Source organism: Sorangium sp. So ce381, from assembly GCF_051473845.1.
In the GTDB taxonomy this organism is placed as follows: Bacteria; Myxococcota_A; Polyangia; order Polyangiales; family Polyangiaceae; genus Sorangium; species Sorangium atrum.
Map to the genome: position 1 here is coordinate 11003471 of NZ_CP150336.1, position 24593 is coordinate 11028063.

General features: G+C 72.2%; 19 protein-coding genes. 8 read left to right on the forward strand and 11 right to left on the reverse strand.

Features of this window, described 5'->3' with window-relative positions:
• Positions 1–11: 11 nt before the first annotated feature.
• Genes WMF29_RS41270 through WMF29_RS41295 form a run of 6 tightly spaced genes read right to left on the reverse strand, consistent with a single transcriptional unit; the run spans position 12 to position 7575 of the window.
• Positions 12–734 (reverse strand): hypothetical protein, encoded by a 723-nt coding sequence (locus tag WMF29_RS41270; protein WP_437325565.1) that lies wholly within the window; start codon positions 732–734, stop codon positions 12–14.
• Positions 734–2743 (reverse strand): DUF1585 domain-containing protein, encoded by a 2010-nt coding sequence (locus WMF29_RS41275; RefSeq protein ID WP_437325566.1) that lies wholly within the window; start codon positions 2741–2743, stop codon positions 734–736. Before WMF29_RS41275 ends, WMF29_RS41270 begins: the two co-directional genes overlap by 1 nt.
• Positions 2740–4296, reverse strand: a complete 1557-nt coding sequence (locus tag WMF29_RS41280; RefSeq protein WP_437325567.1) for an ABC transporter ATP-binding protein — start codon at positions 4294–4296, stop codon at positions 2740–2742. Before WMF29_RS41280 ends, WMF29_RS41275 begins: the two co-directional genes overlap by 4 nt.
• Positions 4293–5375, reverse strand: coding sequence for an ABC transporter permease (locus WMF29_RS41285; protein WP_437325568.1), 1083 nt, complete (start codon positions 5373–5375; stop codon positions 4293–4295). The genes WMF29_RS41280 and WMF29_RS41285 overlap by 4 nt, the downstream gene beginning before the upstream one ends.
• 48 nt (positions 5376–5423) lie before the next feature.
• Positions 5424–6521, reverse strand: a complete 1098-nt coding sequence (locus WMF29_RS41290; protein WP_437325569.1) for an ABC transporter permease — start codon at positions 6519–6521, stop codon at positions 5424–5426.
• 19 nt (positions 6522–6540) lie between these two features.
• Positions 6541–7575, reverse strand: coding sequence for a BMP family lipoprotein (locus WMF29_RS41295; protein ID WP_272102290.1), 1035 nt, complete (start codon positions 7573–7575; stop codon positions 6541–6543).
• Positions 7576–7937: 362 nt separating this feature from the next.
• Between WMF29_RS41295 and WMF29_RS41300 the strand changes: the two genes are divergently transcribed.
• The 5 genes from WMF29_RS41300 (at position 7938) to WMF29_RS41320 (ending at position 12609) form a co-directional block, all read left to right on the forward strand.
• Positions 7938–8543 (forward strand): hypothetical protein, encoded by a 606-nt coding sequence (locus tag WMF29_RS41300; protein ID WP_437325570.1) that lies wholly within the window; start codon positions 7938–7940, stop codon positions 8541–8543.
• Between the two features lie 5 nt (positions 8544–8548).
• Positions 8549–9841 (forward strand): c-type cytochrome, encoded by a 1293-nt coding sequence (locus WMF29_RS41305; RefSeq protein WP_437325571.1) that lies wholly within the window; start codon positions 8549–8551, stop codon positions 9839–9841.
• Between the two features lie 186 nt (positions 9842–10027).
• Positions 10028–11461, forward strand: coding sequence for a sensor histidine kinase (locus WMF29_RS41310; RefSeq protein WP_437331219.1), 1434 nt, complete (start codon positions 10028–10030; stop codon positions 11459–11461).
• A 14-nt stretch (positions 11462–11475) separates the two neighbouring features.
• Positions 11476–11850, forward strand: a complete 375-nt coding sequence (locus WMF29_RS41315) for a response regulator (RefSeq protein ID WP_437325572.1) — start codon at positions 11476–11478, stop codon at positions 11848–11850.
• Positions 11851–11988: 138 nt separating this feature from the next.
• Positions 11989–12609 (forward strand): DUF1349 domain-containing protein, encoded by a 621-nt coding sequence (locus tag WMF29_RS41320; protein WP_437325573.1) that lies wholly within the window; start codon positions 11989–11991, stop codon positions 12607–12609.
• 177 nt (positions 12610–12786) lie between these two features.
• On the opposite strand, the gene WMF29_RS41325 is transcribed toward WMF29_RS41320, so the two are convergent.
• Complete coding sequence (locus WMF29_RS41325; RefSeq protein ID WP_437325574.1) at positions 12787–13698, reverse strand: LysR family transcriptional regulator; 912 nt, start codon at positions 13696–13698, stop codon at positions 12787–12789.
• Between the two features lie 141 nt (positions 13699–13839).
• Here WMF29_RS41325 and WMF29_RS41330 point away from each other — a divergent pair, with 141 nt between their 5' ends.
• Positions 13840–14610 carry an SDR family NAD(P)-dependent oxidoreductase gene (locus WMF29_RS41330; RefSeq protein ID WP_437325575.1) on the forward strand — a complete coding sequence of 257 codons (771 nt, stop codon included), beginning with the start codon at positions 13840–13842 and terminating at the stop codon, positions 14608–14610.
• 184 nt (positions 14611–14794) lie between these two features.
• On the forward strand, positions 14795–16312 hold the full coding sequence (locus tag WMF29_RS41335; protein WP_437325576.1) for a hypothetical protein: 1518 nt from the start codon (positions 14795–14797) through the stop codon (positions 16310–16312).
• A gap of 70 nt (positions 16313–16382) precedes the next feature.
• Here the strand turns inward: WMF29_RS41335 and WMF29_RS41340 are convergent, their stop codons facing one another.
• Entirely contained in the window at positions 16383–16856 is a 474-nt protein-coding gene (locus tag WMF29_RS41340; RefSeq protein ID WP_437325577.1) for a MarR family winged helix-turn-helix transcriptional regulator, read from the reverse strand.
• A gap of 189 nt (positions 16857–17045) precedes the next feature.
• Between WMF29_RS41340 and WMF29_RS41345 the strand changes: the two genes are divergently transcribed.
• On the forward strand, positions 17046–18212 hold the full coding sequence (locus tag WMF29_RS41345) for a serine hydrolase domain-containing protein (RefSeq protein ID WP_437325578.1): 1167 nt from the start codon (positions 17046–17048) through the stop codon (positions 18210–18212).
• Between the two features lie 112 nt (positions 18213–18324).
• Here WMF29_RS41345 and WMF29_RS41350 read toward each other — a convergent pair whose 3' ends face one another.
• From WMF29_RS41350 to WMF29_RS41360, 3 genes are all read right to left on the reverse strand, one after another.
• The gene (locus WMF29_RS41350; RefSeq protein ID WP_437325579.1) at positions 18325–20619 is read right to left on the reverse strand and encodes a substrate-binding domain-containing protein; all 2295 of its coding nucleotides are present in this window, start codon (positions 20617–20619) and stop codon (positions 18325–18327) included.
• A gap of 77 nt (positions 20620–20696) precedes the next feature.
• Entirely contained in the window at positions 20697–21620 is a 924-nt protein-coding gene (locus tag WMF29_RS41355; RefSeq protein ID WP_437325580.1) for a response regulator, read from the reverse strand.
• Positions 21614–24535, reverse strand: a complete 2922-nt coding sequence (locus WMF29_RS41360) for a response regulator (RefSeq protein ID WP_437325581.1) — start codon at positions 24533–24535, stop codon at positions 21614–21616. Before WMF29_RS41360 ends, WMF29_RS41355 begins: the two co-directional genes overlap by 7 nt.
• Positions 24536–24593: the final 58 nt, after the last annotated feature.

Genomic DNA, 24593 nt, shown 5'->3' on the forward strand with positions numbered 1-24593 from the left:
CCAGCCGGGCGTCAGTACAGATGGAACTCCGGGTGCCGCACGAGCCCATAACAGACGGCGGCCCACCCCGCCTCCTCCGGCGTGAATCGCGACTTCGGCGCGCCCTTCGCGCGGTGCCGCGCGACCGTGCCCTGGTAGAGCGCGAAGAACTTCGCCTCCCGGTCCGGCGGCGCCAGGCGCGCCGGGTAGCTCAGGAACGTCCGGTGCAGCACGTCGAAGCGCGGGGCGAAGGCCGCCTCGTCCGGATCCTGCGCGGGCAGATCGAACGCGAAGATCAGCCGCCGCTCGATCGGGACGCGCTCCTTTGCCTTGAGGTCATGCTCCAGGGCGCGGTCGCAGAGCGCGATCCCGAGCCGCTCGAACGCCGCCAGCATGAGCGCGTTGGTCTGCGTGGCGCGCGGGAGATCCAGGCCGTAATCGGGGAGCCCGAGCGCCGCGAGGTAGTCTCCCCATGTGTCGAACAGCGCCGCCTTGTCGTCCCCCCGCGCGCGGCGCTCGACCTCGGCGGGCGCGAGGCCGCCGAAGAGCCGGAGATAGGTCCTCAGGTATGCTTCGGCCGGGATGAGCCGCAGATCCTGCTTCGGAGCGCGGCTCTGCGCGACGCGCCCCGTCTCCCGGAGCGGCGCAGCCGGTCGCGGCGGGATCGCCTCCGGCGGGGCGCACGCGCCCGCCAGCGCGGCCATCGCAAGGACGAAGGCCCCCATCCGGCCGGGCGCCCTCCCCCGGCCCTGCATCACCGCGCTCCCTCGCCGCGCGCCGCGCCGCCCCGCTCCTCCGCTCCGCCCTTCGCCGCCCCACCCCGCTCCGCCTCGCCCTTCCCCGCCCCGCCCCGCTCCAGCGCAGGCCGCACGTTGCTCGCGCGCGCATACGCCGGCGAGCGGACGATCGCCTCGACCAGCGGCCGCATCCGGTAGCCGCGCGACACGAACCGCTCGCGCAGCGCGCCGAGCAGCGCCTCGTCCTCCTCGCGCAGCGGCCGCCCCAGGAACGACTCGGTGACGCGCTCGACCGCGCACGACGCGAACTCCGGCATGCGCGTGAGATCCGCCGCGGCGCCGGCCGGGCCGCGCTCGGCGTGATCCGCCGAGGCATAGGCGCCCCGCAGCACGCCGCGCTCCCGGCTCGAGAACACGGGGTCGTAGAAGCGCTGGCACGATTGCCCCGTCTTCCCCTCCGCGTTCAGCTTGCACGCCGGGTTCTCGATCGGGAACCTCTCGGCGGGCAGATAGGTCCACGTCGTCTCCTCGACCCGCGTGAAGTACGCCGCGAGCGGCTCCAGCGTCGCATGACAGCTCGCGCAGCCCGGCCGGATCATGAGGTCGGGCTCCTCCGACGGCGGGAGCTCCGCGTGCTCGGCCGTGAAGCTCTTGCACAGGAACGCGCTGTAGAGCGCCGCCGCCCGCGCGCGCCGCGAGGAATACTTCGTGAGGAACACCGGCGTCGTGAGGATCCCCGCCGCGCGCGGCCCGCGATCGGGGATGAACGTCCAGGTCGAGACGTCGTGCGGCGCGACGACCGGCGGCACCGCGCCCGGCAAGAACAGGGGCGCCTCGTCCTCGCGCATCCCAAACGACGGGTGCAGAGAGCAGCACGCCGCGGGCGCGCTCGACCGGTAAAACTGCGCGAGCGGGCCGTTGATGAACGTATAACGACCGGTGAGGATCTCCCGGAAATCGCGATCCGCCGCGAAGACGTGATTCATTGTATGAATCGCCTCCTGCGACCACCAGAACTTGTTCCAGCCGGTGATCGTGTGCGGCGCGGAGCCGATGGGATCCTCGATGCCGAGCGGGATATGGGCGGGCAGCACGAAGCCGCGCGGATCCCTGCCCGCGCTGTCGGCGGGAAGGCAGTGCTCGAGGCCGATCCCGCAGCCGCAATCGACGCTCATCGCCGGCGCGAGCGCGCTCCGGCACGAGATGGGCTCGCCCCGGTGCGCCTGCGCATAACGATCCTCGCGCACCGGCGGGCGCGCGCGGCCCGGCGGCGGAGCGCCCTTCGGCGATGAAGGGATGTCGCTCGCATAGAGGTGGCCGACCTCGGCGGTCTGCGCCTCTTCCTTGCAGACCCTGACCTCGACCGTCGGCGTCTTGCCGTCAGGCTCGACAAGGAGCTGCGGCAGCGGGACATAGGCGCTGTCCGGGTCCTTCCACCCGTCGCCATAACGCTGCGTCGGGACGACGGAGAGGTAATCCCGGTAAAGCCAGTAGGGGCGCACGAGCGTTGTCCGCTCGTCGAGCAGCCGCTGGGAGATGCGGGCGGGCGTCCCCGTGACAGGCGCGTAGGCCGCGACCCGGAGCCCGCTCTCGGCGTCGGAGAAGCAGAACTCCCCGTCGATCACCGGGTTCAGGCGGCGCTGGCCGACGCGGTAATAGACGTAGAGCGGCTTGCCCTCCGGGCCGAGCACCTCCACCCGGCGGAGCGTCGTCGCGGGCGGCGTGAACAGCCCCGTCGGGCCGAGCTCGAGCCGCAGGACATCCATGTAGATGCGCGTGAGCCGCTCGGCATACCCCGGGCCGTCGAGGTGGCGCTCTATCCAGGCGTCCAGATCGAAGCCCGGCGACTCGAGCTCGGCGAGCTCCTCGCGCGTCGGGAGCCGCCCCTTCAGGTCGAGGGAGAGCGCCCGGAAGTACCGGTATTGCTCCAGCGTCGGGGCGGCGGCGGACGGCGGCGCGAACGAGGCCGCGGCCGCCGCCGCGAGGGGCGCCGCCACGGCCAGCGCGCGCAGCGCGCGCCCCCTCATGCGTCGACCTCCTCCGCGGCGGGCGGCGGCGCCTCCTCGCCAGGGACCACCCCGGCCATCAGCATCCCGAGCTCCGTCCGCGAGACCGCGCCCGCGTCCCGCGTCGCCACGATCTCGCCCCGGTACATGACCGCGATCCTGTCCGACAGCGCCAGGATCTCGTCGAGCTCCGCCGACACGAGCAGCACCGCCGCCCCCGCGTCGCGCGCCGCCACGATCTCGCGGTGGATGTGCTCGATCGACCCGACGTCCACGCCCCGGGTCGGCTGGCTTGCCACGAGCAGCTCCACGGGGCGGCTCATCTCCCGGGCGAGGATCACCTTCTGCTGATTGCCGCCCGACAGCGCGGAGACGGGCGTCTCCGGGCCGGGCGCGCGGATGTCAAAGGTCTTTATCAACCGCCTCGCGTTCTCCTCGCGGGCGTCGTCGCGCAGCACGCCGCGCACGGCGAACGGGGGCTCGTGGTAGGTGCACAGCACGAGGTTGTCCGCGATCGCGTAGGAGAGCACGAGCCCGTGGCGCTGGCGGTCCTCGGGCACGTGCGAGACGCCGCGCTCGATCAGGGCGCGGGGCGGCGCGCCGGTGACGTCGCGGCCCCGGAGGAGCACGCGCCCGGCGCGGGGCGGCGAGAGGCCGGTGATCGCCTCGCAGAGCTCGGTCTGGCCGTTGCCCTGCACGCCGGCGATCCCCAGGATCTCGCCCGCGCGCACCGAGAAGCTCACCTCGCGCACCACGTCGGCGCCGGACCCGCGGCGGCCCGCGACGCCGAGGCGCTGCACCTCGAGCACGACGTCCTTGGGGCTCGCCGGGGCCTTGCTCACCTGGAGCGCCACGTCGCGGCCCACCATCGTCGCCGCCAGGCCGCGCTCGTCCGTCTCCGCCGGGATCGCGGCGCCCACCACGCGCCCAGCGCGCATGACCGTCACCCGGTCCGCGACCGCGAGCACCTCCCTGAGCTTGTGCGTGATGAACAGGACCGAGACCCCCCGCGCCGTCAGCCCCCGCAGCACGCGGAACAGGTCGTCCGCCTCCTGGGGCGTGAGCACGGCCGTGGGCTCGTCGAGGATCAGGATCTCCGCCTTCCGGTAAAGAGCCTTGAGGATCTCCACCCGCTGCTGCACGCCGACCGGGAGGTCCTCCACCCGAGCGTCGGGATCGACGTCCAGCCCGTGGCGCGCCGAGAGCTCGCGGACCTCGGCGCTCGCGCGCCGGCGGTCGAGCAGGGCGCCGCGCACGGGCTCCGCGCCGAGCACGACGTTCTCGGCGACCGTGAACACGGGGATCAGCATGAAGTGCTGGTGCACCATGCCGATCCCGAGCGCGATCGCGTCGCTCGGCGAGCGCAGCGCGACCGGGCGCCCGCTCCGGAGGAGCGTCCCCTCGTCCGGGCGCAGCAGCCCGTAAAGGATGTTCATCAAGGTCGATTTGCCGGCGCCGTTCTCCCCGAGCAGCGCGTGGATCTCGCCCTCGCGGAGGTCGAGATCGACCCTGTCGTTCGCCAGGACGCCGGAGAACCGCTTGGTGATCCCCCGGGCCTCGAGGACCGCCGTCACCGCCGCCCCTCCCGCTCGTACGGCAGGCCGTCGGCGGCCGGCGGCGTTGTCTTGCCGATGACGCCGGTCAGGAGCAGCAGCGTCAGCAGATAGGGCACCAGCCCGACGACCGACGATTGCTGCAGGAACGACCACGACGGCGGGATCTGGTCGCGGAAGAGCTGGAGGTTGATCTGGAACGCCTGCGCCGCGCCGAAGACGAGCGCCGCGGCCCACGAGCCGAACGGCGTCCAGTCGCCGAAGATCATCGCCGCGAGGGAGATGAAGCCGCGCCCGTTCGTCATCATCGGCTCGAAGGACGGCACCGACTCCAGCGTGAAATACGCCCCGCCGAGCCCCGCGATCGCGCCGCCGATCACGACGTTCACGTAGCGCACGCGGGCCACGTCGATCCCGACCGTCGCGGCCGCGCGGGGGTGCTCGCCCACGGCCCGCGCGCGCAGGCCCCACCGCGTGCGGAAGAGCACGAGGTGCGTCAGCGCGACCAGCGCGACGGCGGCGACGGCGATCGGCTGCTGCTCGAACACCGGGCCCACGACCGGGATGTCCGCGAGCAGCGGGACGCCGAGGCGCGGAAGGACGCCCGGCGCGTGGGGCACCTGCCCGCCGAACGCGCTTCCCGGCCCGAAGAAGAGCTGGCGGTTGAAGAAGCCCGTGAGCCCCACGGCGAGCAAGTTGATCACCGTCCCCGCGAGGATCTGGTCCACCGAGAAGGTCACCGCAAGCGCGGCGAGCAATAGCCCCAGCGCGGCGCCGGTGGCGACCGCGATCACGACGCCGAGCAGCAGGCTCGGCAGCGGCGGGAAGCCCAGGATCGAGCTCGCGTAGATCGACCCGAACCAGCCCGAGAACGCCGCCGCGAGCATCATCCCTTCGATGCCCAGGTTGACGACCCCGGAGCGCTCGCAGAAGACGCCCGAGAGCGCCCCCAGGGTGAGCGGGGTGGCGACGGCGAGCGTCGTGGCCGCCATGCTGGCCACGATCGTCAGCGGCGGCACCTGCGACGCGCCGACGAGCGTCACGACGAGGACCAGCACGCCCACGACCACCGCGATGAATGCGTAGCGTCGATAAGCCATCTTCGTCCTTCCCTGCTCCCTCGCCGGCCGCTCGCTCGAGCCGGCGCGCTAACCGCCCCACCCGCGCGTGAGCACGAGCCGCTCGCGCTCGCCCCGGACGCGGTAGATGCGCCGGACCAGGGCGTCCGCCGCGACGAAGAGCAGGATCAGCGCCTGGATGACGGAGATCACGTCGATCGGCACCTGCGTGAGGTACTGCATCCGGGTCGCCCCGCTGCGCATCACGCTGAACAGCAGGGCCGCGAGCACCGTCCCGCCGGGGTGCGTCTTGCCGAGCAGGGCGATGGCGATCGCGTCGAAGCCGTATCCCTGCGAGAACCCGAGCTCGTGCCGGTGGTGCAGCGCGCTCACCTCGATGGCGCCGGCCAGCCCGGCGAAGGCGCCCGAGAGCGCCATGGTCGCGATCACGGTGCGGCTCACCCGCACGCCGGCGTAGCGCGCGGCGTCCGGGCTCTGCCCGGCCGTGCGGATCTCGAAGCCGAACGTCGTCCGCCGGAGCGCCCACCCGACGAGCGCCGCCGCGAGCAGGGCGAGCGGGAAGCCCCAGTGCAGCCGGAAGCCGTCCACGAGCGCGGGGATGCGCGCGCTCTCGTCGATGAGCGGCGTGCGGGAGAGCACGTTGGACGCCTCGGGGTCCTTCATCGGGCCGTTCAAGAGGAAGCTGACCGCGTTGAGCGCGACGTAGTTGAGCATGATCGTGCTGATCACCTCGTGTCCCCCGGCGCGCGCCTTGATCCAGCCGGGCACCGCGGCCCACAGCCCGCCCGCGAGCGCGCCGAGGAGCAGCGTCACGGGGACGTGAAGCGCCGCGGGCAGGCCGCCGCCCACGAGCTGCGGCAGCCAGTGGCCCGCCCAGGCCGCGGAGAGCGCCCCGAGCGCGAGCTGCCCCTCCGCGCCGATGTTGAAGAGGCCGCCCTTGAGCGCCAGCGAGACCGACAGGCCAGCCAGGATGTACGGCGTCGCCCAGACGAGCGTCTCGCTCACCGCCCGCGGCGACCCGAGCGCGCCCTCGAGCATGCCGGCGTAGGCCTCGAGCGGGTTGCCCCCGGCCACGGCGATGAGGACGCCGCCCAGGACCATCGCGGTGAACACCGAGAGGGCCGGAAGGAGCAGCGGCTCGAAGCGCCGGATCAGCTTCTCTCGCATGCTCGGGAGCCCAGGGCGGTCACGGCCCCTTGGCCGGCGGCACCGCCGTCTTGAGCGTCCCGTCGAGGAGCCCTTTCCGGAGCTCCTCCATCTTCGCCTTCACGTCGGCCGGGACCTTGGCGTCGAGATCGTGATACGGCGCATACCCCGACTTGCCCTGGAAGTTCCCCGACGGCAGCTTCCCCTCCTTGGCCGACTTGATGAGCTCGAAGGCGCCGTCGGAGATGAGCTTGACGGCGCTGGAGAGGAGGACCTTCTGGGCCTCGGGCACCGTGAAGTACTGGTCGGTGTCGACGCCGATGGCATAAACGCCCTTCGTGGCCGCGCCGAGCAGCGCGCCGTTGCCCGTCTTGCCGCCGCCGCCGAAGACGATATCGACCCCCTTGTCGATCATCGAGACGGCGGTCGTCTTCCCCCACTCGGGATCGGTAAACGTCTTATCGAAGCCGACGTCGTTGTGATAGACGACGCTGAGCTCGATGTCGGGCTTGACGTGGCGCGCCCCGGCGCGGAAGCCCTCCCCGAAGCGGAAGACGGGCGGGACGGCGTCGGTGGCGAGCACGGCGCCGATCTTCCCCGTCTTGGTCATCATCGCGGCCAGCGCGCCGACGAGGAAGCCGCCGTGGTCCTCGGGGAAGACGAGGCCCACGACGTTCGGCTTGGTCGCCATCTGGAACTGGTCGATGCCGATGAACTTGACGTCCTTGAACTGATCCGCCGCGCCGCGCGTCGCCTCGGTGAGCCCGAATCCCGACGTGACGACCACGTCGTAGCGCTCCTCGGCGAACGTCGCGATGTTCTTGGGGTAGTCCTTCGGATCCGTCGTCTCGATGTACTGCGTCGTGGCGCCGAGCTCCTTCTGCGCCCGCTGGATCGCCTCCCAGGCCGACTGGTTGAACGACTTGTCGTCGATCTTGCCCATGTCGGTGACGAGGCCCACGCAGAACACCTCGGGGCTCGCGCAGTCGGCCTTCTTGCTGCTGCTGTTGCACCCCGGGAGCGCGCTGGCGAGGGCCAGCAGGACCGCGATCGCGACGCGCCGCTTCTTCAACATGCCGGATCTCCTTGGAAGGCCCGCATTGGACACCGGGCCGCGCACCAAGGCAACCACCGTATCGCAGCGGCGCACCTTTGCTCACACGAGCGCTCTCATCTGCTGGGCGGGAGCACGGTCGACTGCGCGGGAGCACGGCGCGCCGTCCCTCGAGTTCGCGATCGGGGAAGCAACATTTTTTCCTCGAGCGTTGTCACAGTCGATCGGCAGCGCCCGACGAGCGACGGGGCGCGCCGGCGCAGCCTTCCCGAGGAGGTCCTTCCATGAATGGTCCCGCCGTTCGATTCACGCTTTTTTGTGCTCTCATCGCGTCCGCCCTCGTCCCTTCGGCGGACGCGTCGGCCTGCGGTGGAGTCGAGATCATGCCCGCGATCGACCACCGCGTGATGGGGATCGCGCAGGCCGAGCAAGCGCTTCACGACGGCCGGTTCACGGCGGCGGCGGGGAGCGTGATCAGGATGTTCCCCGAGATCCGGCGGATCTCCTATGACAAGGACCCGCTGATCAACAGGGCCTTCCGCGTCCTCGCGGTGGCCACGGCGCGCGCGGACGGGGCGCTCCAGGTCGGCCCGCAGCTGCCGCGCGAGCTGCTCGAGACGTGGGGCGGAGCGTCGGCCGAGGAGCGCAAGGGGAACATCGACTGGTCGATCCGCGCGCTGCGCCGGCTGAACGAGCAGCGGAAGAACGATCCGGCGCTCCAGACCGACCTGGGCGAGGCGCTCGCCAGGGCGCCCGAGCACCGCGGCGAGGCGCTCAAGCTGCTCGGCGATCTGGCGGAGAAGGACCTCCTGACGAGCCCCGAGGCGTACGCGGCGCTGGCGCGGCTGCGCGCGCTCTCGGGGGACAACGCGGGGCACGACGCCGCGGCCACCCGGTGCGAGACGATGGCGCAGAACAAGGCGCTCTGCAGGACGACCGGCGCGGTCGGTGCGGTCGGCGCGGTCGGCGCGGTCGGCCAACAGAGCTGACGCCGATGCGCGCCCGTCCGCTGCTCGCCCTGCTCGCGGCGCTCACCTCGAGCGCCGCGGGGTGCACCTCCGAGGACGCGCGGGGCCCCGCGCTGGCCGCGCCGCCACCCGCGAGCGACGGCGGCGCCGGGGCGACCGCTCCGGCCGCCGCCGCGGCGCTGGCCGGCGATCCGGCGCGCGGGGAGCGGCTCGTCGCGGAGCTCCAGTGCAACCGCTGCCACGACGGGACCGGGCAAGCGCCCGCGGCGCGCGACGCCCACTGCGTCCAGTGCCACCAGGACATCGCGGCGGGGCGGTTCCAGGCGCCGGCCGCGGCGATGAAGCGGTGGAACGAGAACCTCGTGCAGCTGCGCGACGTGCCGTCGCTCGCCGCCGCCGGTGACAGGCTGCGCCGCGACTGGATCCGCGGGTTCTTGCTGTCGCCGCACGACGTGCGCCCGCGCCTGCACGCGACGATGCCGCGGCTCGCGATCGGGCCCGAGCAGGCGAGCGATATCGCGGCCTACCTCACGCGCGAGCGGCGCGATCGGAGCGAGCAGCGCGAACGTCCGACTGCGCCGCTGGAGGGCGCGAGCGCGGCCCGGGGGCGCGAGCTCTACGAGGCCAAGGGGTGCGGGACGTGCCACGCCTTTTCCGGGACGACCGGGCTGACGGCGGTCGCGCCCGTGAAGGGGATGGAGAAGGAGACGCGCGCCGCGATCGCCCTGGCGCCGGATCTGAGGCACACGCGCGACCGGATGGAGCCCGCCGATCTCGTCGCGTGGGTGCTCGACCCCGCGGCGATCAAGCCGGGAACGCCGATGCCCCAGGTGCCGATGTCGCCCGCCGAGGCGCGGGACATCGCGGCCTTCGTCACGACCGCGGAGCTCTCGCCGCGGGCGCCGGCGAGCGCGCCCGAGCGGCTGCCGCTGCTGTCGCGGCGGGTGACCTACGCCGAGGTCGATCGCCGGGTGTTCCGCGTCACGTGCAGGCACTGCCACTCCGAGCCGGACTACGCGCTCGGCGACGGCGGGCCCGGAAACACGGGCGGCTTCGGGTTCAAGCCGCGCGGGCTGAACCTCGCCACGTACGAGGGGATCGCCGCGGGCTACGTCGACGATCAGGGCGAGCGGCGGAGCGTGTTCTCGCGCGGGCCGGACGGCGCCCCGCGCCTCATCGCGGCGCTGCTGGCGCGGCAGGCGGAGGAGGCGGGCCGCGCGGCCCCGGCGGTGCGCGGGATGCCGCTCGGGCTGCCCGCGGTCGGGCCGGAGGAGATCCAGCTCGTCGAGAGCTGGATCGCGCAGGGGCGGCCGCAATAGCGAACGAGCGGGAGGGGGCGGTCGGTCCGGCGTTGTCGTGGTGCCTCCCTTGCTTCCACGGCGACACCGAGGAGGTGGCCAATGCCTCGGTGGTCTCAACGCGCTCAGCACGCGGGCTCGCCTCCGAGCGGCGGGGGCAACGGTCTTCCGGGGAAGATGTCCATAGGAAGGCGTCTTTCCTTGCTCGTGTTGAGCCAGCTGATCCTGGCCGCCCTGGGCGTCACGATGTCCATTGTCGCGCTCAGGCGGCTGGCCACCGAGACAGCCTACCTGCGTCACTACGTCTTCCAGCCGTTCGTCGTCATCAGCAACGGCATCGAGTCATCGAACGCTCTCTATGCCCTGCTCGCGCGCCCGTCATCGGACGTCTCGCTGGAGGTCCGGGAGCCCATGATGCGGCTCCGCTTCTTCATCGATCGGTACCAGCGCGACTGGTTGACGGCGACCTCGACCCTACCGGACGCCATCCACCTCCGCGGTGCGCTCGCTCGGGCCGGGGAGCTCGTGCTCCTGGAGGAAGAGCGCGAGGCGGCGGATACCGTCGCCGCTGTCGTGATGCACCTCGAGCGCACGACCGGGCTCGCGGGTCCGACGCCTGCCGCGCCGCACTTGCGGCGCGCCGACGTGGAGCACCTCAGCGACGCCCTCGTCAAGCTGCACAAGATCAACCTGCGCTACATGGAGGTCGCTTACGACGCTTTCGACCGCATCCGGCGGCGCATCCTCCTCGTCTTCATGGCCGTCGGCCTCGGGGGCGTCACGGCGGCGTCGCTCTTCGGCCTCGCGGTGCGCCGCGCGATCGCGCCGCGCATCCACCGGATGGTGACCGCCGTCCAGCGCTTCCGCGAGCTCGGCGTCTACGAGCCGCTCGGGGACTGCGGGGACGACGAGCTCGCCGTGCTCGGCCACACGCTGAACACGAGCTTCAAGGCGATCGCCGAGCGCGACAAGGATCGGGACCGGTTCCTCGCCGTCGCCGCGCACGAGCTGAAGACGCCGCTCACCACCATGAAGGGGTTCTCGCAGGTCGCGCTCACCCACCGGAACGACACGGCCATCCGCGAGCGCGCCCTCACGATCATCGATCGCCAGGCGACGCGCCTCGGCCGCCTGGTCCAGGATCTCCTGTGGTCGGCGCGCATCTCCGGAGGCGAGCTCCCCTTCAAGCCCGAGGCGATCGACGTCGAGGAGCTCGCCCGCCGCGTGATCGGAGAGTTCGAGCTCGTGGCCAGGGATCACAGCATCCGCCTGGTGCCCCGGGGAGACGCGCACATCCTGGGCGATCCAGAGCTCGTCGAGCAGGCGCTCTGGAGCCTGCTCGTCCAGGCCGTGTCCGTCGCGCTGGAGCGCGATCCGGTGCTCGTCACGATCGACGCCGGCTCCGCCGCGCGCGTGCTCATCACGATCGAGGTCCGGGGCGGGAAGGATCTCCCGGAGGACCTCGAAAAGCTGCTGGAGCCCTTCGCCGTCGTCGGCTTCGAGCGGCAGCGCGACGAGCCGCGCAACACGGGCATCGGCCTCCACCTCGTCCAGGGGATCGCCCGGCTCCACGGCGCGAGGTTCTGGATCGAGCGGAGGCCCGATGACCTCATGGTCTTTTCGCTGGAACTGAGGCGCTAGCGGGCAGAGGGAACATGGTGCGAAACCGCGTGCTGGTCATCGACGATGACCCCGATTTCCGGGAGCTCGTCGCCATCAGCCTGAACGGGTGGGGGCTCCAGTGCCTCCAGGTCGCCGACTGCGTCGAGGCGCTCCCGCTCCTCGAGCGCGAGCGCGACGGGCTGCGGGCGGTGCTGTGCGACTATTTCATGCCAGGGCTCTCTCCCCGCGATTGCGCGAAGGCGATCCGCGCGCGGGTCGATCCGGCGGTGCGCGTGGTGCTCGTGAGCGCGGCGGTGGACGTCTCGGAGCTGGCCCGAGGCCTCGGGCTCGCGCGGTTCCTCGCCAAACCCTTCGATCTCGACCAGCTCTACGACGCGGTGCTCGGCCCGCGCGAGCCCTCGGCGTGAGCGGCGCCGCCGATCGCAGCGGGGCGCGGCTGGACCGCAGAGGGGGCCACCCGACCGCGGCGCGCTCCATGGTAGCCTCCCGACCCTCGCTCGCGCGCGGGCGGACCGCGCGCCGTGCGGCGCTCGGAGGTCTGCGTCATGACAGGACAGCTTCTGGAAGAGGGCTTTACCAACCCTGGAATCGATCCGCGGCTCGCGTGGCGCAACCCGCCGGCGCGCTGGGCGGTGGAGCCGCAGCGGAGCGTGCTCGTCGTCGAGCCCGCCGCGAAGACGGACTACTGGCAGCGGACACACTACGGCTTTCGCAACGACAACGGGCCTTTCCTCTTCACCCGCGCCGGCGGCGACTTCGTGATGACCTGCCATGTGCGGTTCCGGCCGGCGCACCAGTACGATCAGGCAGGGCTCATGGTGCGGATCGCGGAGTCGTGCTGGCTGAAGACGTCGGTCGAGTTCGAGCCGGACGGCCCGAGCCGGCTCGGCGCGGTGGTGACGAACGCGGGCTACAGCGACTGGTCGACCCAGCCGTTTCCCTCGGATCGACGCGAGATCTGGCTGCGCGTCCGGCGGGAGGGGCCGGATTACCTCGTCGACAGCTCGGACGACGGCGCGGCGTGGACGCAGATCCGCATGGCCCACCTTCACGAGGACGACGGCGCGCGCGAGGTGGAGTGCGGCCTTTACGCTTGCAGCCCGCTGGGCGAGGGCTTCGTGGCGGAGTTCGATCTGCTGCGGATCGCGCCGGGGCGCGCGGCGTGAGCCCTCCGTGGTGGAGTACTTACCCCACCCTGCCGGAATGATGGAACCGCCAAGACACCATAAGACGCCAAGATTTTTATATCTCTCTTGGCGTCTCTTGGCGTCTTGGCGGCTCAAAAACCCCTACCTTCGGCCAGAGTACCCCATCACCCGAAAACCACATGGGAAGCGCGTGGATCAGCGGTCGAGCGCCTCGAGGTGAGGAGAGAGCACCTCGGTGAGCCAGCTCATCACCGCGCGCACGCGGCGCGGCACGCTTCGACCGTGCGTGTGGAGGAGCGAGACCGGCATCGGCGCGCAGGTGAGGGAGGGCAAGACCTCGACGAGCTCGCCCGCGGTGATGCTGGCGAGCTTCCCCGCCCGCGGGGCCTGGATGATGCCGAGACCCGCCAGGCACGCGGCGATATAGGCGTCGGCGCTGTTGACCGTCACCGCGCTGCGCATCGGCCACTCGCGGTAGCCGCCGTCGTGGGGGTACTCGAACGACGGCGCTTCGGCGCCGAGCGTCGTCGAGTAATGCACGAGGAGGTGCCGGTCGAGATCCTCGATCCGGCGAGGCGTGCCGTACTGGCGCAGATAGGACGGGCTCGCGCAGTTCATCATGCGCAGGACGCCGAGCCTGCGGCCGACGAGCCCGTCGCCCCCCGGGGCGCCGATGCGCAGGACGCAGTCGAAGCCCTCGCGGAGCGGCTCGACGCGCCGATCGGTCGTGCTGAGGAGCACCTCGAGCTCGGGGTGGCGCGCGAGCAGCTCGGGCAAGCGCGGGATGATGACGTCGCGCGCGAAGTTCACAGGCAGATCGATCCGCACCCGCCCGCGCAGGCCCCGCGCGGCCTGGAACATCGCGCCGAGCTCGTCGGCCTCGAGCGCGAGGCGCCGCGCCCGCGGAAGGAGCTCCTCTCCGTCCGGCGTGAGGCGCACGACGCGCGTCGACCGCTGGAGGAGCCGCGTGCCGAGCTCGGCCTCCAGGGCCTTCAGCCGCAGCGACACGCGCGCCTTGGGCATGCCGAGGTGCTCGCCAGCGCGCGTGAAGCTGCCAAGCTCCGCCACCTTCACGAAGATCTTCAGCGATCCGACGTCGACGGTCATTGTTTCGATTGGCGAAACAGTCTGTCGGAGCCTCGGGCCTTCCGCAACCGGGATCGGATCGCTATTCAGAGTCGCAGGCAGCGGCGAGCAACCGCCGCAGACAGCGGCGAGCAGCCGCGTCGCCATCGAAAGGACCCGACCATGAGCACATCCAAGCGTAGCCCCGTCGCCCTCATCACCGGCGGAAGCCGCGGGCTCGGAAAGAGCATGGCGCTCCACCTCGCGGATCGCGGCGTGGACGTCATCATCACCTACCGCGGCGGCGCGGCCGAGGCGGCGGATGTGGTGAAGCAGATCGAGGCCAAGGGGAGCAAGGCGGCGGCCATCGCGCTCGATCTGGGGAGCACCCGCGGGTTCGACGCGTTCGCCGCCGCGGTGAAGGCGGAGCTCGCCGGTCGCTTCGGGCGCGATCGCTTCGATTACCTGGTGAACAACGCCGGTATGGGCGGCCACGCGAGCTTCGCCGAGACGACCGAAGAGCAGTTCGACGCCCTCATGAACGTCCACTTCAAGGGGACGTTCTTCCTCATACAGAAGCTCCTTCCGCTCATCGCGGACGGAGGGCGGATCCTCAACGTCTCGTCGGGGCTCACGCGGTTCAGCTTCCCCGGCTACTCCGCCTACGCCGCGATGAAGGGCGGCGTGGAGGTGCTGACCCGCTACCTGGCAAAGGAGCTCGGGCCGCGGAAGATCGCGGTGAACACGCTGGCGCCCGGCGCGATCGAGACCGACTTCGGGGGCGGCGTCGTGCGCGACAACGCCGAGCTGAACAAGATGATCGCCGCCCAGACCGCCCTCGGCCGGGTCGGCCTCCCGGACGACATCGGCGGCGCGGTCGCCGCGCTCCTGTCGCCCGAGGGCCAGTGGATCAACGGCCAGCGCATCGAGGCGTCAGGCGGGATGAATCTCTGAGGCGCTCCGAGCCCGCGGCAGGCGCGTGGTCGTCGGGCCAGCGCCTGCAGCGGGAGCAGCGAGCACATCGAACATTCCGACACAGAACGGCACAAGCCATCGAGCGTGAGGGCGGCTTTTGCGGAGGAGCTCGACTGGCACGTTTGGTGCTGGATGAGAGCGCATCGCAAGGAGGCGAGCGCTCATGCGCAGAGAATTGCAGTTGCTCATCGTTCGAATCCTCGGGACCGGCATGCTCGCCGGCCTGTCGCTGACGCTCGGGTGCCAGGGAGATACCAGCGTGCCAGCTGGCACAGGAGGGGCCGGCGGCGCCGGGGGTGAAGGCGGCGCCGGCGGTCAAGGCGGCGCGGGCGGTCAGGGCGGCGCGGGCGGCGGCCCGGCGACGTGCGATTCGCAGCGGGGCGACCACGGCGACGCCTGTCCCGCGGACGCGCCTTGCGCGATCACGCTCGACGTGGAGGTGACGTGCACCGACTTCGACTTTGCAGCGGGCGGGGTGCGGGCCGTTCCGGCGGCGGGCGCGACGTACCTCGTGACGAGCAGCAACGCCCCGACGCGGCTGTTCGAGCTCGACGGCGATGGGGCGACGCAACGCGACTTCGACGTGCAGAGCAGTAGCGTGAGCGTGGCGCTCTCGCCGGACGGAAAGGCAGTTGCCGCGGTGGACGAGACGCAAGGCAGCGGTGACGGCTATCCCGGCGGTGTCGTGTTCCTGCCGCTCGCAGGCGGCGCGGCCGAGAGGCAGATGGTGTTCGATCGCGACGACAAATACGTGCCGGTCCTCGATGTCGCGATGGACTCCCAGGGCGAGCCGCACATCTGGATCCTGACGGACGCGCCGGAGAGCATCGCGCACGCGACGCGCACCTCCGGCGGCGCCTGGGACGTCGCGCCGGCGAGCCGGCCCGTCGACAGCGGCTGGACCCGCTTCGCCCTCGCGCCCGACGACGCGCCGCTGGCGTTCGGTATGGTCCAGGCGCGCTCCGATAGCTGGCAGCTCGAGGTGCTCGACGGCACCACGGAGCGCAGCATCGGCGCTCCGGTCTCCGCGAGCTCGCCGCTCCGTTACGAGCCCGTCCCGCCACCGCAGCCCCCTGGTCAAGCGGCGATTCCGCGCTTCGCGGCGGTCGTGCAGCACCCCGACGGGCTGCGGCTGGAGAGCGCCGGCGAGGACGACGGCGTCGACGAGGTGGCGATCCCCGGCACAGCGACGCCGACGTACAGCTGCCAGCGCGGCTTCGGCGACCCCGCGTCGGAGGGCTGCCCGGCGGACTGCCACGAGGTGACCTCCGGGCTCGAATGGTCGGCCTTCTCGGCCGCGCGCACGAGCGACGGCGACGTGTGGATCGCCTTCCTGATCAGCCACATCGACTGGACGATCGCCTACGAGGTGCAGAACGTCGATCTGCCGACGTGCGTCGGCAACATCGCGGCGGACGCGAGCCGCGGCGAGCTGCGCCTCGTGCGCGTGCCTGCCGCCGGAGGCGCGCCCGAGGTCGCGGTGACGCTGCCGCTCCCCGCGATCGCAGGCGAGAGCCATTTCAGCGATGTGTACCAGCGCCACCCGCTCGTCGATGTCTCCGCGTTCGGCACGGAGCTCACCGTGGCCATGCGCACGCAGGCGTCACGCGTGGGGCCCTTCACGGCGCGCGTGCTGCGCGTCGACACCTCGCGCCTCGCGCCTGCCGCGCCGGGCGACTGAGAGGCGCGCTGCGCTTCTACGCCTCGGTCGCCCCTTCGGCCGCGCAGCCCCCGGGTCGGACCCGGGCGCGCTACGGGTGGCGGAGCCGGCGCGAGGACAGGAGCTCGAGCCCCCCCGTGCGCTCCGCGATGCGCTGGAGCGACGCGAGCAGCGCGCCGGCCTGCTCCTCGCCGAGCAGCGCGCGGAGCCGCCTGTTCACCGCGGCGCGCGCGGCGCGCCCCGCCTCGACCGCCGCCCACCCGCGGTCGGTGAGCTCCACGAGGCGGTTGCGCTGGTCGTCCTCGGCGACGCGCCGGCGCACGTAGCCGAGCTCCTCCAGCTCCGCCACCGCCTTCGAGGCGCCCTGCGCCGTGATGCCGAGCCGCTCCGCGAGCTCCCTCACCTTCACCGGCCCCGGGATGAGGTGCTGGAACACGTAGCCATGGCTCGGCCGGAGATCGCCGTGGCCAGCCCGCTCCACGCGGCGCATCACCTCGTCGCTGTTCGCGGCCGCGATGGCGGCGAACAGCAGCACGAGATCCTCGTCCGGGCGCGCAGGCTTCACGACGGGAGCGTGTAACCCGCAACCGAGGTTGCGCAAATGACGTTGACGACCGCGGGCGGCGGGCCTATTCATCAACCAAGGTTGCGCAACATAGGTTGCGTATCATCGGGGTCGGGCTCGAAGGGCCGGGCGGCTCGCCCGCGCTCGCCCGGGCCGCGCTGCCCCGAGGAAGGGACGAAGGGACGAGCGATGCACCTCGCGATCCATGGCACGTGCGACCCGGCGTTTGCGCCCGTGCGCGCGGCGTTCGCCTCGAATTTCGAGCGGTTTCCCGAGCTCGGGGCCGCCGTGTGCGCCGCCGTGCGCGGCCGGGTGGTCGTCGACCTCTGGGCCGGCTTCCGGGACGCGGCGAGGACCGCGCCCTGGCGTGGCGACACGATCGTGAACGTCTTCTCGGCGACGAAGGGCGCCGTGGCGCTGTGCGCCCACGCGCTCGCAGAGAAGCGCGCGCTCGACGTGGATGCGCCGGTCGCCGCTTCCTGGCCGGAGTTCGGCGCGGCCGGCAAGGGGCGCGTCCTCGTGGCCCAGCTGCTCGATCACAGCGCCGGCCTGCCGGCGCTGCGCGCCGAGCCGAAGGAGGGCGCGCTCTACGACTGGCAGGCCATGACCGCCGCCCTCGCCGCGGAGGAGCCGTTCTGGGAGCCGGGCGCCCGGCACGGCTACCACGCCGTGACGTTCGGCTTCCTCGTGGGCGAGGTGATCCGGCGCGCGAGCGGCCAGCGCGTGGGCGCGTTCCTCCGGGAGGCCGTCGCGGGCCCGCTCGGCCTGGACCTCCACATCGGCACCGGCGCCGAGCACGACGGGCGGATCGCCGAGGTGCCGCCGACCATCGCGAGCCCTCAAGGCCTGGGCGGCGCGTTCGGCGCGAGCTTCCGCGACCCGGCGTCGCTCACCTCGATGGCCTTCACCAGGCCGCGCGACCTCGTGTCGCCGGGGCTCGTCAACACCGTCCGCGCCCGGCGCGCGGAGATCCCCGCGCTGAACGGCCACGCGAACGCGCGCGCGCTCGCGCGGATGTACGGCGCGCTCGCGAACGGCGGGGCCCTCGCCGGCGCCGCGCGCGTGCTGTCGCCGGAGGCGGTCGAGGCCGCGCTGGCGGAGCGGTCGGCCGGGCTCGACGCCGTCCTCCTCGCGGAGAGCCGGTTCTCGCTCGGGTTCATGCTCCCGAGCGCGCTGCGCCCCTTCGGGCGCGGCCCGCGGACCTTCGGCCACCCTGGCGCGGGCGGGGCGCTCGGCTTCGCCGACCCCGACGCGGGGCTCGGGTTCGGCTACACACCGAACCAGACCATCGCGAGCGGCGAGGGCGGCGACCCGCGGTGGCCGGCGCTGATCGAGGCCGTGTACTCGTGTCTATGAGCGCTGGTTCCGCGCGTGCAGCCCCTTCCATGACGATGACAGACGCGAGCAGGGATTCGACGAGCCTCGGTTGCAGCATCGGTCCTCCCCAGGCCGCCTCCGGCCACGGCCATCAGGCGAAGCGCGCCGCGCGGCGCCTCGCGCCGGCAGGGCGGCGGCCCCTCGCCGTCAGCTCGTGAAGGGCGGCCGCAAGGGACGAGTACGTGGACAGATCGCCGAGCTCCACGTCCACGAGGCTCCTGGCGAGCTCGGGGCGCACGCCGACCAGGACGACGCGCGCCCCGAGCAGGGCGACCGCGCGGCTCGTCTGGCCCAGCGCGTGGGCGACCTGGACGTCCACCGCAGGCACGCCGGTGATGTCGAGCAGCACGAAGCGCGCCTCGTGGCGGCCCACGCCCTCGACGACGGCCGTCATCACCTGGAGGGCGCGGTCGCGGTCGATGGCGCCGATCAGCGGCACGAGCAGCACGCCGGGCAGGAGCGGGATGAGCGGGCAGCCGAGCTCGCGCACCGTGTCCGAGAGCGCTCGCTCGCTCGCATAGGCGGTCTGCAGCTCCGCGTTCTTGGCCGAGAGCGACTCGACGAGCTCGTTGCGCTCGAGGGCCGCGGCGAGCAGCGACGCCCAGACCCCGAGCGTGCCCTCGTCGCCGGTCAGCTCGCGGAGGGTCGACCCCATGAGCGCCAGGAACCCCCAGTCGCGCCGGGCGGTGCGGATCGGCAGGAGGATCATCATGAGCGCGCCGCTCGCGACCGAGGGCGGCAGCAGATCCACAGGCGGGAACGCCTCCTGCCGATAGCGGCTGCCGATCGGGGGCGTCGCGTCGCCGTCGCGGCTGTAGGCGCCGGCGACGACGAGCGTGGACGCGTCCTCCCGGAGCGCAAGGCACGCCCAGCCCGCTTTGGTCTTTGCAAGCCAGGAGAGCGAGAGGGATTCTTCCTGCGAGCCGCTGAACAGCGCGAGGCCCACGTCGTGATTCGACCTCACGAGCATCCCGAGCTGCGCCACGAACTCTGCCTCGACGCTGAGCCGAGCCCGAGCGATCGAGAGGTGCGCGCTGTCCAGGAACGCCTCGACCCGCTGCGCGGACGCCGCGTCTCCGCCCAGCCGCTCGCGGCGCCGCTCGTGGGCCCGGCGGAGCACGCGGACGATCGCCATCAAGGTGCCCATATCGGACGAGATGCCCACGGCCTCGTGGTAGGCGCGCTCCAGCGCCTTCGCCGGAGGGAGCGCGGCGCCCTCGATAGCCGCCTCATACGCCTCGAGCACCAGGGCCACCCCCGGCCATACCGCGGCAGGCGACGTATCGGGCGGAAGGGGCAGGGGCGCGAGGAGCAGCTCGACCATCCGTCGGTCCAGGTCACCGTCGGCGCCCTCCCCCGGCGCCGCGTCCTCGTCGAGGAAGCTCTGCAGCACGTCGCATCCGCACGAGATCCGCTGGATCAAGGTGTTCGGCGTGAGCACGAGGTCGGGCGGGGCGGTCTCGCCGGCGACCATCGAGACGACGAGATCACACGCGGCGCTCCCCAGCATCTCGAACCGCTGGCGCACGGTGGTCAGCGGCGGGTCGGCCGTTTGCGCCTCCGGCACATCGTCGAAGCCGACGATCGCCATGTCTTCGGGGATACGGACGCCCGCCGCCTTCAGCAACGGCATCATCCCGAGCGCGTTCTTGTCCGTCCCGAAGATCGCCGCCGTGCACGCGTGCCGCCGCGCGATGAGCTGCGGGGCGGCCTTCTCGCCGCCGGGATACCAGTTGTCGTCGGTCCGGATGACCAGCTCTGGATCGAACGGTATCCCCGCCTCGTCGAGCGTCCCTCGGTAGGCGTCGAAGCGCTCGCGTACATCGGACTCATGGAAGCAGCCGACGAACGCGATGCGCCGGTGACCGTGGCTGATCAGGTGGCGCACCGCGCTCCGGATCCCGCTGTGGTTGTCCGGGATCACCGACGGGCAGCTGCCCTTGTGGACATGGGTGCCGACGACGACGCGCGGGGCCCGCTCGCCGGCGAGCTGCTCGATGCCGTCCACCCCGATCACGACGATCCATCCATCCACCTGCTCTCTGGCGAGCGAAGGGGCCTTTAGCGAGGCGGGCGTGCCTCGCATCACCAGCGTCCGACAACCGTGCTGCTGCGCTGCCTCGTGGATGCCCGTCAGGACCGGGTTCCAGAAGGAGCCGTCCAGATAGGGGGTGATGACGCCGACGGTCATCACACGTGGTGTTTCATCGACGCCTGTTCCGCCGAGGGGCGACTCCGCAAGGCGCTTCGCGTCGCGCGTCGAGCGGCCGGCGTCTCCTCCCGTGGCTCGCTGTCCGGCAGCGCCATCTCCCTGGACCGAGCCGTCAGATCCGCCGCCCCGCTGCCCCGGCGACTCGACTTCACTGCCCCGGCTACCCTGAACCATCACCTCGCTCTCCCTGCTCCCCCGTCCCACGGCTGCGCGCGCTAGCGCCGAGGATAGCAGGTCGCGTCGCGACGGCGTCAGCCGCCGTCCTCGCCCGGCTCGCCGCCGGCCCCCGGCGAGCGACACCGCATCACCATGCGGATCTCGTTGCCCTTCTCGTTGTGCCGCACCTCGTCCATGAACGTGCGGATCAGCATCAGGCCGCGGCCGCTCGGTTTGTCCAGGTTGGCGAGGTCGGTCGGATCCGGCAGGTTGCGCGGGTCGAAGCCGGGCCCCTCGTCGCGCACCACGTACGTCGCCTCGGTGCGCGTCTCCCGCGCCACGACGACCACGCGCCGATCCCGGAAGGGGCTCTCCGTCCGGCGTCGCTCGACGAGCGCGGAGAAGGCGCTCGGCTGCTCGTCGAGCAGCTTCGAGCTGACCTCGAGGTTGCCGTGCACGATGGCGTTCACGAGCGCCTCGCGCAGCGCCACCGCGACCTGGATCCGGCCCGTCTCGTCGCACAGCCGCATCCGGCCGAGGCTCTGCTCGACGTGGCCCACCAGCGCGGGGACCTTCGCCACGTCGTTGTCGAGCTCGAAATGGGACTCGGTCGCCGTCAGGCACGAGAGGAGCTGCTGCTCCCGCCGATCGAGCCGCGCCACCGCGAGGACGTTCTCGACCGTGTTCACGAGCTCCGCCGCCAGGCTCCGCTTCGCGACGTAGCTCGCGGCGCCGCGCCGAAGCGCCTGCACCGCGATCTCCTCGCTGCCGTGCGCCGTCATCAGGATCACCGGGAGGTACGGGTGCTCGCGGCGGATCGCCTCGACCAGCTCCAGGCCGTCCATCTCCGGCATCTGGAGATCGGTCAGCACGATCTCGGGCATCGACCTGGCGATCGTCTCGAGCGCCTCGACGCCGTTCTCGGCGTACACGGGCTCCATCCCGGCGCGCTTCTTGAGCAAGCTCCCGGAGAGGCGCCGATCCATCGGGGAGTCGTCCACCACGAGCACCCTCACCATCGCGTCACCTCGCTATCAGAGCGCCGCTCGCCCTGCACCGGCGGCGCCGGGTCCGCCGGCGCGCCCTCGCGCACGAACGCGGCGAGCTCGGGCAGCAGGCGCTCGATCTGCGCCCGCAGCGCGAACTGCGCCTCGGCCAGGCTGCCGAGCTCGTTCGCGCGCGCCATCTTCTCCAGCGCGAAGGAGGCCTCGAACGCGCCCCGCGCGCCGAAGCTGTCGACCCCGCCCTTCAGGCTGTGCGCGGCCCGCTGGAGCTTGCGGGCGTCGCCGGCGGCCACCGCGTCGTCGATGTCGCCCATCCAGCGCGGGCACTCCTCCAGGAAGACCTCGGCGAGCTCGCGCAGGAGGTCGGCGTCGCCGCCCGTCCGCTCCAGCGCCTTGGTGCGATCGAACATCGGCCGGGCCGCGATCGAGGAGGGCGAGGGCTGCAGCCGCTCCTCCGCCCGGGTGCTCGGCGGCCCGCTGTCGAACGTCGACGAGGGCACCGACGCGTACGAGCTCGGCGCGCCGAGCGACATGCGCGCCGGGTCCTCGATCTCCAGGGCGGCGGGCCCGGCGGCGAACCGGTCGAGCATGTCGTAGAGCTCCTCGACCTGCACCGGCTTCGACACGTAGCCGTCGAAGCCGGCCCGGAGGCAGCGCTCGCGATCGCCCTTCATCGCGTAGGCGGTCACGACGATGAGCGGCATGTGCCCGCCCTCGCGCCGCTCGCGGGCGCGGACGACCCGCGCGACCTGGAGGCCGTCCATCTCGGGCATCTCCACGTCGAGCAGGGCCACGTCGTACTGCCCGCCCGCGATCTTCTCGACGGCGAGGCGGCCGTTCTCGACGATGTGCACGTGGTGGCCCTGCCGCTCGAGCCAGCGGCGCATCAGCTTCTGGTTGATCGCGTTGTCCTCGGCGACGAGCACGCGCAGGCCGCGCGCGCGCATCCCGGACGCGGCGCGGCGCGGGTCGGCCGACCGGAGGGAGGTCCGCGTCGGGATGCCGAAGGCGTGGAACACGGCCTCCTGGAGGTGGGACGTCTTCACGGGCTTCGTGACCATGCCGAAGACGCCGAGATCGCGGCAGCGCGCGACGTCCGCCTGCGCGGACGTCGAGCTGAGCAGCATGAGGACGCGCCCCTTCAAGATCTCGCGCTTCCGGCAGTGCTCGACCACGGCGAAGCCGTCGACCTTGGGCATGCGGGCGTCGACGATGGCGAGGCCGAACGAGCTGCTCGGCCCGACCGCGTTGCCCCCCGGCTTGCCCCAGGGCAGCGCCCACACGCCCGAGTCCTCCGAGAGCGCGGCGATCGCCGCCGCCCCCGAGTCGACGGGGACCGCCTTCATCCCCCAGCCCTCGATGGTGTCCGCGAGGATGCGCCGCGCGGTCGCGTTGTCGTCCGCGATGAGGACCTTCGTGCCGAGGAGGTCCCTCGGGATCTCCAGGCGGCGCGACCGGGCGGCGCCCTCGAGCGCCCGGAGCTGGAGGGTGAAGTGGAACGTGCTGCCCTTGCCGAGCTCGCTCTCGATCCAGATCTTGCCGCCCATCATGTCGACGAGGCGGGCGCAGATCGTGAGGCCGAGCCCCGTGCCGCCGTACTTGCGGGTGGTCGAGCCGTCCGCCTGGGCGAACGCGTCGAAGACGAGCCGCTGCTTGTCCGGGGCGATCCCGATGCCCGTGTCGATCACGCTGACGCGGAGCACCACGGCGTCGCCGAGCGCCTCGCCCGCGTAGAGGCTCGGCGTGCCCTGGCTGTCGGCGCTGGCCTCCTCCTGCGGCGTGAGGGGCGCGCGCGAGTCGACCTCGGCGCGGACGACGACCTCGCCGGCGTCGGTGAACTTCACCGCGTTGCTCACGAGGTTGACGAGGACCTGGCGCAGGCGCAGCGGATCGCCGACGAGCGCCTCGGGCACGTCGGGGCCGACGTCGTAGGCGAGCTCGAGCCGCTTCTCGTGGGCGCGGAGCGCGAGCGTCTTCACGGCGTCGCCGATGATCTCGCTCGGGTCGAAGACGACGGGCTCGATCTCGAGCTTGCCGGCCTCGATCTTCGAGAAATCGAGGACGTCGTTGATGATGGAGAGCAGCGCGTCGGCCGAGATCTTGACCATCTCGAGGTACTCGCGCTGCTCCTGGGTGAGCTCGGTCTGGAGCGCGAGCGACGTCATGCCGATGATGCCGTTCATCGGGGTGCGGATCTCGTGGCTCACGCTGGCGAGGAACTCGCTCTTCGCGCGGCTCGCCGCCTCGGCGGCCTCCTTGGCCTGCTGGAGCTCCTCCTCGACCGCCTGGCGCTGCATGAGCAGGGCGCGCAGGCTCGCGGAGTGCTCGCGCTCGTTCTCGAGCGAGGCCTCGCCCATGGCGTCCGCGCGGCGCTTGGCGATGCTCGCCATCACCGCCATGGCGGGGGTGGTGACGGCGTAGACGACGACCCGGAGGAGCTTGTCGTCCTCGTACGACAGCAGGACGCCATCCTTGGAGAAGTAGAGCGCGAAGTACACGCACGAGATGAGCGCGGTGACGATGCCGCTCCAGAGGCCGCCGCTGAACGCCGCGAAGACGATGATCATCGAGAGGATCGCGGGCGGGTTCGGGACGGTCCAGTCGAGCGCGGCCTCGAGCGTGGCGACCGCGCCGATGACGAGCAGCGCGAGCACGGGGCCGAGCAGCGGGAGCACGAACTTCTCCCAGGAGGGCCGGCTGAGGCGCCGCTGCAGCGCGGAGGGGAGCGGCAGGAACGTGCCGCGGCCGTCGGCGTCGCCGCCCAGCGATGGGCGAGGCTCGCCGCCCAACGATGGGCGGGGCTCGCCGCCCAGCGATGGGCGGGGCTCGCCGCCCCCCGATGGGCGGGGCTCGCCGCCCAGCGACGGGCGCAGGTCCGCGTGAGCGGTCCCCGGCGCGGCGACTGGCGGGGGATCCTCGGCCTTCGGCATGGCTTCATGGAGATAGCGGGGTCGCGATCGGGCGTCCACGGCCGCGAGGGTCGGGTCC